Raw genomic sequence first — 15,415 nt, 5'->3', positions numbered from 1 at the left:
AGTTTCAATTGCTAATGCAGTCTTTTATGCCGAGTCGGCAATTTTTTTGAGCCATTTCAAAGGGCATGAATTATCGGGTTTCGGGGGCGCGCTTAAAAATATGGGGATGGGATGCGGAACTCGGGCCGGGAAATACGCCATGCATCACAGCGTCAACCCTGAAATAGATATTGATAAATGCACCGGATGCGAAAAATGCATAAAATGGTGTTCTGCCGGCGCGTTAAGCATGAAAAACAAAAAGATTTCTTTTGACAGTTCAAAATGCATGGGTTGCGGAGAGTGTATTTTATCGTGCGCGTTTAATGTTTTTAGAATTCCCTGGAATGAGACCGTAAAAGGAGTTCAGGAAAAAATTGTTGAATATGCCTGCGGCGCTTTGAAAAATAAAAAGCATTTCAGCATAAACTTTATTAATCATATTACCCAGTACTGCGACTGTTATTCTGATAGGGGAAAATCTTTGGTTGAAGATATAGGCATAGTTGCAGGTTCCGATCCGGTTGCTGTAGATCAGGCAAGCGCAGACCTGGTAAATCAAAAATTTGGCGGAGATTTCTTGAGATCAATTTTTCCTGAAATTGACTGGACGGTGCAGTTGGATTATGCTGAAAAACTAGGGCTGGGTAACAGAAAATACGCGCTAGTTGAACACAAATGAATCAGAGAGAACAGAGATTTTTAGTAGATAAAATGCTCGGTCGTTTGGCAAAATGGCTAAGGGTTTTCGGATATGATACTGAATATTCTCCTGATAAATTTGGAAGCGGACTTCTTTTGGAGAGCTTGCGGGAAAACAGAATGCTTCTTACACGGGGAAAAAAACTTAGCGATAAGCGGGGCTGGCAGGTAGTCTATTTAAAAAGCGATTTTATCGGGGAACAGCTGAAACAATTGGCAAGCGAACTTCATTTAAAATATTCTTTTGATAAAATATTCTCGCGCTGCACGCTTTGTAACGGGAAAATTCTCTTAGTTTCGGAAAAAACTCAATTAAAAGAGTTGGTGCCTGAATATGTATATAAGACTCAAAACCAATTTTACAGATGCGAAAAATGCAGCCAAATCTACTGGAAGGGAACACATTTTGATTTGATTAAAAACGATCTGGCAAAATTAGGTTTTGAGATAAGGTAGGAAAAATGTTTGAAAAATTAAAACGTCTTTTCATAGGCGGGCCGAAAAGCCCTCACGATCATGAGATTTTTCATAAGATTTCTTTGATTGCTTTTTTTGCTTGGGTTGGACTTGGCGCCGACGGACTCTCGTCTTCGTGCTACGGACCTCAAGAAGCATTTCTGGCTTTAACCAAACACCATTTTCTAGCGATTTTTGTGGCGCTGGGGACGGCTTTGACGATATTTGTCATCTGTTCTAGTTAGTCCCAGATTATAGAACTTTTCCCGACCGGTGGAGGAGGATACCTTGTCGCGAGCAAACTCCTGTCCCCTTCAGTAGGTATGATGTCGGGCTGTGCGCTCTTGGTTGATTATATCTTAACTATCACTCTTTCCATCGCCAGCGCTGCGGATGCAATATTTAGTTTTCTTCCGGCTAATCTTCTAATGTACCGGGTTAGTTTTGCGGTTTTCGCATTAATCCTGCTTATCATCTTAAATCTTCGCGGTGTAAAAGAATCCGTTTTGACACTGATGCCGATCTTTCTCATCTTTGTCTTTACCCACATTTTCGCGATCATCTATTCTTTCGGTGCTCACTGGAACAACTTTCCTGTCATTGCTCAAGGAACCGTAAACGATGTCCGCTCGGCCAGTTCCGAGTTTGGATTCTTCGGCATGATCTTTCTTGTTTTAAGAGCTTACAGTATGGGAGCAGGAACCTATACTGGTATTGAGGCAGTCAGTAACGGTTTGCCGATCTTGAGGGAGCCGAAAGTTCAAACCGGGCGAAGAACAATGCAATATATGGCTTTCTCCCTTGCTCTCATGGTGCTCGGGCTTATGATCGCCTATATGTTATATGGTGTTCAGTTTCAGAGCGGAAAGACGCTGAACGCGGTATTGTTTGAAAGTCTCACTGCTGGCTGGGGACACCAGGCGGGGAACATTTTTGTCTTGATCACTCTGCTTTCAGAAGCTGCCATTCTTTATGTAGCATCGCAGGCTGGGTTCATAGATGGGCCGCGCGTACTTTCAAATATGGCAATAGATCGGTGGGTACCCTCTCAGTTCAGTATGCTTTCTGACCGTCTGGTCACACAGAACGGAGTGCTTTTGATGGGGATTTCTTCTCTAGTACTCATGCTTCTTACAGGTGGTTCTGTACAATACCTCATTGTTCTGTACAGCATCAACGTATTTATAACCTTCGTTTTGTCCCAGCTTGGAATGGTGCGCCACTGGTGGCAGTCTAGAAAAGAAGTCCTGGACTGGTTCAGAAAATTAGCGATTAATGGTTTCGGCCTTATCCTTACAACTTTTATACTTTTATCGGTCATTATTGTAAAATTCAATGAGGGCGGCTGGATTACTCTTCTTGTAACGGGCACTTTAATAGCTTTTGCAATTATAATTAAGCATCACTATGTAAATACTACAAAAATTTTGAAGAGACTTGATTCTCTTGTTGTTGCCGCTGAAGGTTCTGAAGACTTCGCTCCAAAAAGCCAAGAAGTTATATTTGATCCCAATTCAAAAACTGCTGCTATTTTAGTAAACGGTTTTAATGGATTGGGGCTTCATACACTTTTCGGAGTAATTCGTAATTTTGGCGGAGTCTTTAAGAATTTCATATTTGTATCTGCAGGCATAATAGACGCAGGTAATTTTAAAGGAAAAGCTGAACTTGATAATCTTGAAAAATATGCGAACAGCGAAGTAAATAAATATGTAAACTATATGCGTAATAAAGGGTATTATGCCGAAGGAATTACTTCAGTCGGGATAGATGTTATTGATGAAATTTCGGTATTAGTTCCGAAAGTGTTTGAGCGTTTTCCAAACGCAGTATTTTTCGGCGGACAGCTGGTATTTCCCGAAGAAAAATTTCTAACTAGATGGCTTCATAACTACACCGTATTTGCTATTCAGAGAAAACTTTATCATCAAGGAATACCTATTGTGATGCTGCCCATCAGAGTTGAAACCGGAAAAACTATTTCTACTAAATAAAATAGGATTAAAAGTAAATACAGGCGTGTAAGGGTGCAAAAGTTCACTGCGTTTTAATTTGTCAACTTTCATAACTTTCCAAACTTTTACACTTTTATACACAGTTAGATTTTATCATGCGAATCACCAAAATTGTTCAGCAGAAAAGAAAAAAAGAAAGGTTTTCAATATTTATTGACGGCCGCTATTCGTTTTCACTATCAGAAGAAAATCTGATAAAACATAAGCTTAAAACCGGGCAGGAAATAAATGAAACCCAAATTGAAGATATTAACAGAGAAGATGAAAAGAAAAAGGCAATAAATAGTGTTTTTCATTTGTTAAGCATCAGATCCCGCAGTGAAAAAGAGCTTGGAGAAAAGCTGAAAACAAAAAAAATAAGCGAAGAAAATATAACCGATGCAATAGGCCGCATAAAAGAGCTTGGTTATATAAATGACGAAAAGTTTGCAAAAGAACGAATTAGTTATCTCAGGCAAAAAGGCAAAGGCCCTTTTATTATTAAAATGGATTTGCGCAGGGCAGGAATACAGGAAGATACAATAAATGAACTGTTATTCAAGGACAAAACCTCAAAAAATATAGAAATTGAGCAAGTAAAAAATATTGTTTTATCCAGGTTAAAACGTATGGGAAAAATTGATGCTAAAACTAAATTCAACAGATTAATGGGATTTTTAGCAAGAAGAGGATTTGACATAGAGACCATAAAAGAGGGATTAAAAGAAGCAAAACTGGATATAGAGAAGGATGATAGCGTATAGCGTAGAGCGCCGTGCCTGCGGCAGGCAGGGATAGGAAAGGCAAAAAAGGTGTTCAGTTTTTCTATACGCTAGAAAAAGGAGTTTCAAATGGCAATTAAAAAAGCACTAATAAGCGTGTGGGATAAAACCGGGATTATTGAATTTTCAAAAGCTTTATCCGAATTAGGAATAAAAATAATCTCAAGCGGCGGGACTGCAAAGACTCTTCTTCAAAATAAAATTGACTGCATAGAAATATCTGAAGTTACGGGTTTTCCTGAGATTTTAGACGGCAGAGTCAAAACCTTAAATCCCAAGATACACGGGGGAATTCTTGCCAGGCGAGATAAAAAAGAACATTTAAACGAGTTAAAGAAATTTGATATTGAACCTATTGATATTGTTGCAGTAAATCTTTATCCGTTTGAGGAAACAATTTCAAAAATTTCAGATTACGATGAAAAAAATATTACAGAAGATGTCATTGAAAATATTGATATCGGTGGCGTGGCTCTTTTAAGAGCCGCGGCTAAAAATTTTAATGATGTTTTAGTAGTCTGTGATCCGGGCGATTATAAGACAATCATTGAAAAGATCAAATCCAAATCAATTACAAAAGAATTCCGTTTGGAGCTTGCAGCAAAAGCTTTCAGGCACACTGCCTATTACGATGCTCTCATTTCAGGATATTTTACAAAAGAAAAATTTCCTAAAGAATGTGCAATTCCCTTAAAAAAAATTAGTCCGTTGCGTTACGGCGAAAATCCTCACCAGGAAGCGACATTGTATTCTAAGGGTGTAAATGTTAACAAGCCATATGTTATCAATGCTAAGGTTCTTCAGGGCAAAGAATTATCATACAATAATTATCTGGATCTTGAATCGGCATGGCGCCTTATTCAGGAGTTTAATAATACCGCTTGCGCAATCATTAAGCACAATAATCCTTGCGGGTGCGCCGAAGGCAAAGATATTTTGGATGCTTATTTAAAGGCTTTAAGTTGCGATCCGGCAAGTGCTTTCGGAGGGATTATTGCTGTTAATGGAGAGGTAGATGATAAAACCGCTGCTGAAATAGCAAAACTTTTTACCGAATGCATTATTGCGCCTTCATATTCAAAAGCTGCTCTGGATATATTTGCATCAAAAAAGAATTTACGTCTTTTGGTTCAGTCCAACAAATCAAAAACAAAACCTTTGTTTGATATTGAATATCGCGCAATGTCGGGTGGAATGCTGGCACAGGACAAGGATAACCAGCTTTTTAAAGAAACAAAACCGGCTACAAAGAAAACTCCTTCTAAAGAAGAAATGGAATCTCTAAAATTTGCCTGGATTGTTTGTAAGCATATTAAATCCAATGCAATAATTCTTGTCAGAGGAAAACAGACTGTCGGAATCGGTGCCGGGCAGATGTCCCGCATAGATTCATTAAACATCGCGAATTCTAAAATGGAAGAGGTTAAACACGGCCTGGATGAAGATAAAAATCCTTTAGTACTTGCTTCAGACGCTTTTTTTCCTTTCCCGGATGTAGTTAATGAGGCATCAAAAATTGGCGTAAAAGCAATAATTCAGCCGGGGGGATCAATAAAAGACGAAGATTCTATTTCAGCAGCTAATAACCACGGTATAGCAATGGTTTTTACAGGAATGAGGCATTTCAGACACTGATATGAGAAAAAAGAAAAAGACAACAAAATATTATCTGAAGATAATGGATAAGAATGTTAATGTAAAAGGCATTAATGTTTTTATACCCGTCATTATTATTTTAGCTTTGTTTATTCTTATTAAAAGCCCTTCAATTAGGAAAAAAACTGATCTTGAAACAAACCACTTGCAATGCCTTGCCGGAATAACAGGAAATGATGTGCGAAAATATTCATCGGAAAATTTCGGATTAATTAATATTTATCTTAAATGGAAAGAATATATGCCCTATAGAACAACTGACATAATTGGATATAAAGAACAGCTTCTAATGATTACTTGGCAGCCTTTTTTCAGTTCAAATAACGAAAAATCCATTTTGAAAGATATCACGGATGGGAAATATGATGACTATATCAGGGATTTTGCTTTGATGGCAAAAAATTTAAATAAACCGGTTCTTTTAAGATTTGCCCAGGAAATGAATGGTAATTGGTTCCCGTGGTCGGGTTCAAAGAATGGCAACAACACGGAAATATATCAAAAGGCTTACAGATACGTTTACGAACTTTTTAGCGAAATGGAATGTAATAACGTTGAATTTGTTTTCAGCGTCAGTTTCAAAGATATACCTAATAAAGAATGGAATAGGTTTGAAAAGTATTACCCCGGGGATGAATACGTGGATTGGATCGGAATTGATATGATTAATTGGGGCAATATTAGAAAAATATATACGAATAACCCGTCCGGCATTATAAATTCGGTTTATGAAAGAATAATAAAAAAATATCCGAAAAAGCCGATACTAATTTCCGAAGCAGCATTTCCGTCGCAAAATGTTGACAAAAAGAAATGGATTAAAGAATTCTTTGATTCGCTAAAAACAAAATATACTGCAATAAAAGCTTTTGTCTGGTATGATATAGACAAAGGGGCAGATTTTTCCATAAGCAAAGATAAAAATCTATTTGATTATTTTAAGAAACTTATTGACGGCAAATATTTTACTTGGGATCCGGAAAGCGTGGCTTGGAGGTTAGGTTCCGAGGAATCAGAATAGCTTAACAAATTTATGTCTACACCCTTCCTGAAAAAACGAATCAATCTGGGAACAACAACAAACCTGAAAAAAACCTTCAAAAAAAACAAGCTTCATACGGTATGTGAAAGCGCAAAATGTCCTAATATAAGCGAGTGTTTTGATAGAAAAGTTGCGACGTTTCTTATTTTGGGAGATATTTGCACTAGATTTTGCAGTTTTTGCGGTATTGAGAAAGGAAAACCTTTTTCTTTAGATAAGAAAGAACCGAAAAGAATTGCCGAAAACATACAAAAACTAAAAATCAGTTATGCCGTAATTACTTCGGTAACCCGAGACGATCTTAAAGACGGTGGTGCCAAGCATTTTGTAAATACTGTAAGCGAAGTAAGAAAATTATGCCCTGAAACAAAAATAGAAATACTTGTTCCAGACTTTAGTGGGAAAAAAGAAAGCTTTGATATTATTTTTTCTTGCCGGCCGGATATTCTCAGTCACAACGTTGAAACTGTACCGAGGCTTTATTCAAAAGTAAGAAGAGGAGCTGATTATAAAAGATCTCTTGAACTCTTAACTGCTGCGGGGGATAGCGGATTAAAAACAAAATCCGGAATTATGCTTGGGCTCGGAGAAAAAGAAGAAGAAATATTTAATGTTATGGATGATTTGATTAAAGCCAGATGCAAAATATTGACTTTAGGGCAGTATTTATCGCCATCTAAAGCTCATTATGATGTTTATGAATATGTTTCGGAAGAAAGTTTTAATCAACTAAAAGAAATTGCCCTTAATAAAGGTTTTGAATATTGCGCAAGCGGGCCTTATGTGAGAAGTTCATACCTGGCCGAATCTATGATTTGACAGCACTGAGCCGTTCAACCTGCGAGGTTGTACGGCTAGCTTGCGTCGTCGGAAGGGTCTCTAGATGCTTTGAAAAGCGGCGGCCAATAAAGCAGAATGCAGCCGGGGGAAAAAGTTTTTGAGATGTGCGGACAATAATTTGGTTAAGTAACAAGAGGAATAAGGCATATTAGTCAGAGCTGGCCCGCTAATTTAAGCCTTGACATAATGTAGTTTATAAGCTACAATGGTATCGGAAACAATGAACAAAACGACGATAATCTATAAAACCAAAACTGGCAAAGAACCGTTTGTTGACTGGTTCCTATCAATCAGGGACAAAGTTACACGTTATCGGATTCAGGCAAGAATAAGGCGGATTGAATACGGCAACTACGGAGATCATAAAAGGTTTCATGGGCTTATAGAAATCAGGATTGATTTTGGGAAAGGGTATAGAGTCTATTGCGCTGAAGACGGTAATGTCATTGTGATATTGCTTATGGGCGGAGATAAAAGCACACAGGAAAAAGATATAAAACTGGCGCAAGAACTTAGGGAGGACTACTATGAACAAAAGAAAACTCAGAACATACGATGAGTTCGAGCTGGATTACTTCAAAAAACATCCGAAAGAACTCAAAAATTACCTTGAGACGGCTTTGGAAGAATACCAAAAAGACGGTGATGAAAAAGCATTTCTTGCTTCTCTATCTGTAGCCGCTCGTTTACATGGCGGATTTGGCAAACTTGCAAAAGAGACCGGGCTGAACAGGGAGAATTTATATCGGGCGCTTTCAAAGCGATCCGATCCTCGTTTTTCTACCATAATGCAGGTGATTACCTATTTGGGCTATTCTCTGAAAATCGCATAATTTAAGAGTTAATAATAAGTCACCTCGAAGTTGGATACGCAAACCAACCCCCGGCTTGGTTTCTACGAAACCAGGCAGCGGGGCAAGCCGGGGGTTGGTTTGGTAATAGGAAAAATGAAAAAAATGTTCAAAAAAATAATCTGGATTATTGTTGCTTTAGTCGGCGCGGTGGCGCTGGCTATTGTTATCGGAATCGTCAATCCGGCGGAAAAAGTTAATGCGTTATGGATTGTAGTTGCGACACTGTGCATATACTCAATTACCTACCGATTTTATGCATCGTTCCTTGCCGCAAAAGTGCTCGCTCTAGATGAAAAACGGATTACTCCTGCAATACGTCTTAAAGACGGAATGGATTATGATCCTACAAACAAATGGGTGCTTTTCGGCCACCATTTTGCAGCAATTGCAGGCGCAGGGCCTTTAATTGGGCCGATGCTTGCAGCCCAGTTTGGATATTTACCCGGATTTTTGTGGATTTTGATCGGAGCAACTCTTGCCGGAGCGGTTCATGACATGGTAATTCTTACTGCTTCAGTGCGCAGAGATGGAAAATCCCTTGCTCAGATAGCAAAAGAGGTTGTCGGACCTGTGGGTGGATTTGCGGCGGCTATCGGAGTTTTATTTATAATAATCGTGGCTTTGGCAGGTCTTGGGCTTGCCGTTATAAATGCCTTGACTAAAAGTCCCTGGGGAACTTACACGATTGCGTTAACAATTCCAATAGCTCTTTTTATGGGAATATATCTGAAATTCTTAAGACCGGGGAAAGTAGGTGAAATGAGTATTATTGGAGTGGTGCTTTTACTGCTTTCGGTTTTTTCAGGACATTTTATTCCCGGTTCTTTTCTTGAACCAATTTTTAATTTATCCAGAGATCAACTGATCGTAGCTATTGCTTTATATGGTTTTCTTGCTTCAGTACTTCCGGTATGGCTGCTTCTTTGCCCTAGGGACTATCTTTCAACCTATATGAAAATCGGCACAATCTCATTGCTTGCCGTAGGAGTTATGATTATAGCCCCTAATCTCCAAATGCCTCCGATAACTAAATTTATCGGAGGCGGCGGGCCGATTATTCCGGGAAAACTTTTTCCGTTTATGTTCATAACTATTGCCTGCGGAGCAATATCGGGATTCCATTCGCTGATTGCCTCGGGGACAACTCCCCGTATGATAATGTCCGAAAAACAAATACCTATGATAGGTTTCGGCGCAATGCTTACGGAAGGTTTCGTCAGCATGATAGCGCTTATCGCCGCAACGATACTTATTCCCGGCGACTATTTTGCAATAAATACAAAATTATCTTTGGATCAATTAGCTGTGCTTGGTTTTCCCGCTCAAAAGATACACGAGCTTTCTGCATTAGTCGGAATTGATGTTTCAGGAAGGCCCGGAGGAGCTGTGTCTTTGGCTGTGGGTATGGCTTCAATTCTTGGTAATCTTCCAGGAATGAAAGGACTGATGCCTTACTGGTACAATTTTGCTTTGATGTTTGAAGCATTATTTATTTTGACTACAGTTGATGCCGGGACAAGAGTAGCCCGTTTCCTTGTTCAGGAATTCGGCGGATATGTTTATAAACCTTTAGGAAAGCGTTCGTGGATGCCGGGAATTATATTAACAAGTTTTTTAGTAGTTATTGCCTGGAGTTATCTTATTTATTCGGGGAATGTTTCAACGATCTGGCCTATGTTCGGATTGTCCAACCAGCTTCTTTCAGGAATAGCCTTAGGGGTTGGGACAACAATAATAATCAGGGAAAATAAACTTAAATATGCCTGGGTTACTTTTATTCCTATGTTATTTATGTTTTCTACCACTCTTACCGCGTCTTGGCAGCTGGTAGGAATGTTTACTGAAAAAGCCCGTTCGTCTACTGTAGTATCGGATGCAATAGCGTATAAAATAGATATTTTGCTCGTAATTTTTATGGCTTTGCTTGCGCTTGTAGTTATCGGGGATATGTTGTATCAATGGTATAATATTATTGTCCTAAAGAAAATCAAAACTTATCCCCATGAAGGAATTGATTTTCTTGAAACTAGCGAAGAAAAAAAAGTAGAAGACGACCTCCTTGGCTGAACCTAGATTTCCACCCCGTAGGTGGAAATCATATTCATATTTCAGTATAATTATTCAATTGTTTCCACCTAGGGGTGGAAACTGCTATGAAGCCCGGGCCATAGACATTTCAGTGGGCTGTTTTTATGGGGATATGATGTTTAAGTAAATAACATGGTTTAGTAGTTCTATATATTTTCTTTTTGATAAGAAATCTTTTAGCTTTAGTCGCCTATCGTCGGGTGTAAACTTGTTTCAAGTATTCCATTTTAAACCTCGATTTCATAATCTGACATCCTTCTCGGGTTAGATTTTATATGATTTGATACGTTGACTTGATTAATTATTTTGGAAAAGATAATATTAAATTCCTAAACTCCACAGGCAACTTCTTGCACAAGGAAGACTGACAATTCACCACCAAACAGGAGACTGGTAATTTCACCCAGCCCCACAGGATGCCCCGTTAGTAAGAATGGGGATGAATGCTAAATATTCCCGCAGGGCGGTGACCCTGATGCCACGGGAGTGAGCCCTTCGATGTTACTCAGGGCAATGAGCTTGTCGAATTGCCCATGGATCTGGGTTCACGTGGCGAACTAATTATTATGAAAGAATCATTTGCTGCAGGCATTCATATCGGAACGGTCTCTGCTTCGATTGTTCTTGTTGATGACAAAAATAAAATAATTTATAAAGATTATCTTTTTCACAATGGAAACATCTCTGCAGCGCTAGAAGAGATGTTGAAAAAGCTTTCTATAGACAGTCTTGATTCATTTGCTGTTGTTGCCGAAAAAGGGCGTGGATATTTTACGTCGGGCACTGAAGTTAATGAACAAGTCGCAATTATTGAGGGAGTAAAATATTTTTTCCCGGAAGCTCGTTCCATCCTAACCATAGGCGGAGAAAATTTCGGCATCATTCTTCTAGATGAAAACGGCATTTATAAAAAATTTATTTCCAATGCACCGTGTGCCGCAGGCACAGGTTCATTTATTGACCAACAGGCTTCAAGGCTTAATCTCCCAAGCAGCGCCGAACTGAGCAAGCTTGCTGAAGACTATGAAGGTGACCCCCCGAAAGTTGCAACCCGCTGCGCCGTTTTTGCAAAAACAGATCTTGTTCATATCCAACAACAAGGCTATAGCCTATCAGCTATAGCAGCCGGCATTTGTAAGGGTGTAGCCCAAAATATTTACGATACACTCTTTCCCGGCAATACTATTCTAGATCCCGTCGTTGCCGTTGGGGGTGTTAGTAAAAACAAGAAGGTTGTCTATTATCTCTCTCAAGTGGCAAAGCGGGACATACGCACACTTCCTGATAGCGAATATATAGAGGCTATCGGGGCAGCATTCTTTGCTAAAAGGAAGAAAAACGATAATACCTTTCAAGGAGCGATTCCTCTTACATCGTTACTAAATAGGACTGCCACCCCTGAATCATACTGCTATCCTCCTCTTTCAGAAACAAAGACCAAAGTTCCTGATTTTTCAAGCTGGTTTTCAAAAATTATCGATGATGTGGAAATTGATATCTACATTCCACTTGCGAAGGGGGCCACGATTGATTCCTATCTTGGTATTGACATAGGATCAACAAGTACAAAAATTGTCTTAATGGATAAGAAATGCAATATTATCTCAGGGTTGTATACCTACACCGGCGGACAGCCGATTGCGGCGCTCCAGAAAATTACTAGTGTTATTGAAAAGATAGAACGTGATTTTGCGGTGAATTTTAGGATTCTGGCATCAGGAACAACAGGATCCGGGCGAAGCAAATTCATTCAAAAAGCTGCCCGGGCAGATTATAGTGTTGATGAAATAACCGCTCATGCCAGGGCGGCATACCATCTGAATCCGGAAATTGACACGATCATTGAAATCGGCGGACAAGACTCCAAATTTAGCGTTCTAAAAGATGGACAAGTAACTTTCTCGGTGATGAATTATTCTTGTGCTGCAGGTACCGGTAGTTTCATTCAGGAGCAGGCCCAAAGGCTGCACGTACGCCTTTCTGATTATGCAGAATTAGCAGTAAAACAAGCTTCTCCTTTAATCAACGGCCGTTGCACCGTCTTCATGGAAAGAGATTTGAACTCTCTCCTTAGTCTTGGATACAGCCGAGAAGAACTTCTTGCGGCGGCTCTTCATGCGGTACGAGATAATTATCTCTTGAAAGTAGGCCAATTAAGCAAATTGGGGAACTGCATAGCGTTTCAAGGTGCAACCGCCAAGAATTTCGCGCTTGTCCGAGCTTTTGAACAAAAACTTCAAAAACCTATTTACGTTTCCAAATATTGCCATTTAACCGGAGCCCTCGGCGTTGCTTTAAAGCTAGCAGATAAAGGGCTTGAGGGTCCCTCTCTTTTTAAAAAAGATCTGCACCGGAACAACATTGTCGTTAATGAATATGTTTGTGAATACTGCAAAAATCACTGTAAGATAAAACAAATTGACATAGAGGGGGAACGTCTCGGATGGGGATATCTTTGCGGCCGTACTGAACAGGAAACATTCCATAAGAAGAAAAAACTCAACGGTTTTGACCTCTTGAGCAATCATGGCAAAGTTTTTTCTGTTCCTCCCGTTCCTGCAAAATCCCCGGTGAAAGGAGAAGAAGCCGCGATTAACCAACCTCCGCGCGATCTTCTGCGAAGAAAAATAAAGATCGGGATACCCTCCGCTCTCACCATGTTTGAATACGTACCTCTCTGGAAACTATTTTTTGAGAATTTAGGTTTCGAGACCTACGTGACCTCGGCCGATCCGGCTAAAATAACAGCGGGAAAAGAAATCAGAGCAGCTGCGTATTGTGCTCCCATAACGGAGTTTCACGGACACATTGCGGAGTTAACCACCAAGGCCGACTATATTTTTTTCCCGCAACTTTTTGCAAATATCTCAGGAAAAGAAAAAAAATTATATTGTTATCATTCGAACTATGTTTTGCCCGTACTTTATAACACCCCGGGCATAGATCTCACGCGAAAGATGATCGCACCGACGCTGGATGTCGACAAAGGAAACCCCGATCAATTAATACATGATATTTATCGCGCATTTCCTGAAAAGATTAGGAATCTTGTTTCATTTGGACAGGCTAGAGAAAGCTTCAAAATTGCATGGAACTGGTTTTTAGAAAAGAAAAAAGACCTGCACGATGTATTTAAAAATCAATGGAAAAGGGTTGGTGATATCGGTGTTGTATTTTTGGGCAGGCCGTATATAGTTTTGAATCCTTCACTTAACAAAAGCATTCCTGAAAAGTTTGCTGAAATGGGAGTCCGATCATTTTACATGGACATGATTCCTGTTGATGAAGAACGGCTAAAAGCTGCGAAAGATTTTATCAGGCGCAATCACTGGCATTATGGAAATATTATTTTAAAAGCGGCCGAAATGGTGGCCCAAATGGACGGCCTGTTCCCGATTTACATGACGGCATTCAAATGCTCGCCGGATTCTTTCATGCTTCCCTATTTCAAAGAGATCATGAATTATTACGGAAAGCCTTACCTTATCCTGCAACTTGATGAACATCAAGATCACGGAGGCTATGAAACACGTCTGGAGGCTGCTTTAGAAACTTTTAGAAGTTTCTCTCGGGTAGAAACCACAATTTCTGCGCCCGCAATTAATCTAAAGAAAGCATTTGAAGACAAAACGTATCTCTTGCCGGCGTATGATCCCCTCAGCGCGAAATTATTGCAAGGTGCCTTTATTCATGCCGGAATCAAAACCATCTTGATTGAAGAAACATCGGATACTCTTCAGAAAGGCAGTTCAATGAATGATGGAATGTGCTTGCCATTAACCGGTTTAGTTTATGGAGTAATGAATACCATAGAAAAATACAATCTTGACCCCTCAAAAACTGCCATCATTTGTAATACTGATAGCATGTTCTCATGTAATTTTCCGCAATATTCTACCATGATCAAGCATATTTTAGGGACAATGGGCCACGGCATGGAAAAAGTGGACGTGATGGTGCGCGAGTTTTTGCCGAAAGATCTGCCAATAAGACTTTTATACGAAGGATTTATGGCATATATCATAGCGGCGTTAATTCAAAGAATAACATATAAAATCCGACCAAGAGAGAGAATAAGGGGGGCAACCGACAAAGTTTGCGAAAACGCCATCCATGACCTGTTTGATTGCTTTTCGAACGGCATTTCGAAAGTTAAGTCCTTTCAAAAAGTTTTAGAGGACTTTAAGAAAATTGATGTTCATGACGCTATTCTTCCTCAGGTGGGGATTATCGGTGACATCTTTGTTCGTGATAATGATGTTTTTAACCAGAATCTTGTTCATGAAATTGAAATGGCAGGAGCGGAAGTCGTATCTTTTCCTTTTATGGTTGGACAAAAAATTATTCTGAATACTCACCATTATTTACAACAGTGGAGTAACAGAGAATATATTGGATTGATTTCTGATAAAGCTCTTTTCAATACCCTAAATTTTTTAATGCGTAAATTTGTCTTCCTAGCTGAAGAAATTATTCCTGACATCAATTTTTTATTCAAAAAGAATATTACTGGATATTTAAAAACATATGGCCTTTCTGTGAATCACGACGGTGAAACGGTGGAAAATCTTCTTAAGACATTGTGCTTTTATGAAAATTATCCAAACATGAGATTCATTGTAAATGTTAATCCTATGTTTTGTTGTCCCAGTCTGTCTAGTGAAACCATTTGTAAGAAACTAGAAAAGGATATTAATATTCCTATTATATCGATATCTTATGATGGAACAAAGGCAGATAAGAATAAAGTGCTTAAACCTTATCTGCATTTTTTGAGACATTAATCGTAAAGTATCTGGCCGGTTAAGAATGTCTATCATCTATGAGAGCGCAATCGTTCGACTTGGTTCGATCTTCCTCATCAAAGATCGTTTAGGATAATTTATATGAAATCCCATGATATAAGAAGCAAATTTTTGAAATATTTTGAACAGAAAGAACATAAGATTGTTCCTTCCGATTCTTTAATTCCTTCCGGCGATCCGACCCTTCTTTTTACTTCTGCAGGCATGGTGCAGTTCA

The 15,415-nt window shown here is 39.2% G+C and carries 13 protein-coding genes; all 13 read left to right on the top strand.

From position 1 onward, the window contains the following. A partial coding sequence (locus NT145_01730) for a DUF362 domain-containing protein (protein MCX5781413.1) occupies positions 1-661 on the top strand: 661 nt, incomplete at its 5' end. After that, on the top strand, positions 658-1,137 hold the full coding sequence (locus NT145_01725) for a Mut7-C RNAse domain-containing protein (protein MCX5781412.1): 480 nt from the start codon (positions 658-660) through the stop codon (positions 1,135-1,137). The genes NT145_01730 and NT145_01725, both read left to right, overlap by 4 nt. A gap of 5 nt (positions 1,138-1,142) precedes the next feature. Further along, positions 1,143-1,382, top strand: coding sequence for a hypothetical protein (locus NT145_01720; protein MCX5781411.1), 240 nt, complete (start codon positions 1,143-1,145; stop codon positions 1,380-1,382). A gap of 9 nt (positions 1,383-1,391) precedes the next feature. Then, positions 1,392-3,131 carry an APC family permease gene (locus tag NT145_01715; GenBank protein MCX5781410.1) on the top strand — a complete coding sequence of 580 codons (1,740 nt, stop codon included), beginning with the start codon at positions 1,392-1,394 and terminating at the stop codon, positions 3,129-3,131. Between the two features lie 116 nt (positions 3,132-3,247). Continuing rightward, positions 3,248-3,895, top strand: coding sequence for a RecX family transcriptional regulator (locus tag NT145_01710; protein ID MCX5781409.1), 648 nt, complete (start codon positions 3,248-3,250; stop codon positions 3,893-3,895). Positions 3,896-3,982: 87 nt separating this feature from the next. Next, positions 3,983-5,548, top strand: coding sequence for a bifunctional phosphoribosylaminoimidazolecarboxamide formyltransferase/IMP cyclohydrolase (purH, locus tag NT145_01705; GenBank protein MCX5781408.1), 1,566 nt, complete (start codon positions 3,983-3,985; stop codon positions 5,546-5,548). A 1-nt stretch (position 5,549) separates the two neighbouring features. Beyond that, a complete protein-coding gene (locus tag NT145_01700) occupies positions 5,550-6,590 on the top strand; it encodes a glycosyl hydrolase (protein MCX5781407.1) in 1,041 nt (346 codons plus the stop codon). Positions 6,591-6,602: 12 nt separating this feature from the next. Next, complete coding sequence (gene lipA / locus NT145_01695) at positions 6,603-7,430, top strand: lipoyl synthase (GenBank protein ID MCX5781406.1); 828 nt, start codon at positions 6,603-6,605, stop codon at positions 7,428-7,430. Positions 7,431-7,671: 241 nt separating this feature from the next. Next, complete coding sequence (locus tag NT145_01690; protein MCX5781405.1) at positions 7,672-8,010, top strand: type II toxin-antitoxin system RelE/ParE family toxin; 339 nt, start codon at positions 7,672-7,674, stop codon at positions 8,008-8,010. After that, positions 7,979-8,284, top strand: a complete 306-nt coding sequence (locus NT145_01685; protein MCX5781404.1) for a putative addiction module antidote protein — start codon at positions 7,979-7,981, stop codon at positions 8,282-8,284. The genes NT145_01690 and NT145_01685 overlap by 32 nt, the downstream gene beginning before the upstream one ends. 123 nt (positions 8,285-8,407) lie before the next feature. Further along, positions 8,408-10,372 carry a carbon starvation protein A gene (locus NT145_01680; protein MCX5781403.1) on the top strand — a complete coding sequence of 655 codons (1,965 nt, stop codon included), beginning with the start codon at positions 8,408-8,410 and terminating at the stop codon, positions 10,370-10,372. Between the two features lie 587 nt (positions 10,373-10,959). Next, on the top strand, positions 10,960-15,177 hold the full coding sequence (locus tag NT145_01675; GenBank protein ID MCX5781402.1) for an acyl-CoA dehydratase activase: 4,218 nt from the start codon (positions 10,960-10,962) through the stop codon (positions 15,175-15,177). A 102-nt stretch (positions 15,178-15,279) separates the two neighbouring features. After that, a partial coding sequence (locus NT145_01670) for an alanine--tRNA ligase-related protein (protein ID MCX5781401.1) occupies positions 15,280-15,415 on the top strand: 136 nt, incomplete at its 3' end.

It is taken from the genome of Elusimicrobiota bacterium (genome assembly GCA_026388075.1).
In the GTDB taxonomy this organism is placed as follows: Bacteria; Elusimicrobiota; Endomicrobiia; order Endomicrobiales; family JAPLKN01; genus JAPLKN01.
This window is presented reverse-complemented; position numbering and strand designations above follow the sequence as displayed.

Coding starts and splice junctions, on each gene's coding strand:
- NT145_01685 (MCX5781404.1), top strand. CDS start 7,979: ATGAACAAAAGAAAACTCAGAACATACGATGAGTTCGAGCTGGATTAC.
- NT145_01675 (MCX5781402.1), top strand. CDS start 10,960: ATGAAAGAATCATTTGCTGCAGGCATTCATATCGGAACGGTCTCTGCT.
- NT145_01690 (MCX5781405.1), top strand. CDS start 7,672: ATGAACAAAACGACGATAATCTATAAAACCAAAACTGGCAAAGAACCG.
- lipA (MCX5781406.1), top strand. CDS start 6,603: ATGTCTACACCCTTCCTGAAAAAACGAATCAATCTGGGAACAACAACA.
- NT145_01700 (MCX5781407.1), top strand. CDS start 5,550: ATGAGAAAAAAGAAAAAGACAACAAAATATTATCTGAAGATAATGGAT.
- NT145_01725 (MCX5781412.1), top strand. CDS start 658: ATGAATCAGAGAGAACAGAGATTTTTAGTAGATAAAATGCTCGGTCGT.
- NT145_01720 (MCX5781411.1), top strand. CDS start 1,143: ATGTTTGAAAAATTAAAACGTCTTTTCATAGGCGGGCCGAAAAGCCCT.
- NT145_01710 (MCX5781409.1), top strand. CDS start 3,248: ATGCGAATCACCAAAATTGTTCAGCAGAAAAGAAAAAAAGAAAGGTTT.
- NT145_01680 (MCX5781403.1), top strand. CDS start 8,408: ATGTTCAAAAAAATAATCTGGATTATTGTTGCTTTAGTCGGCGCGGTG.
- purH (MCX5781408.1), top strand. CDS start 3,983: ATGGCAATTAAAAAAGCACTAATAAGCGTGTGGGATAAAACCGGGATT.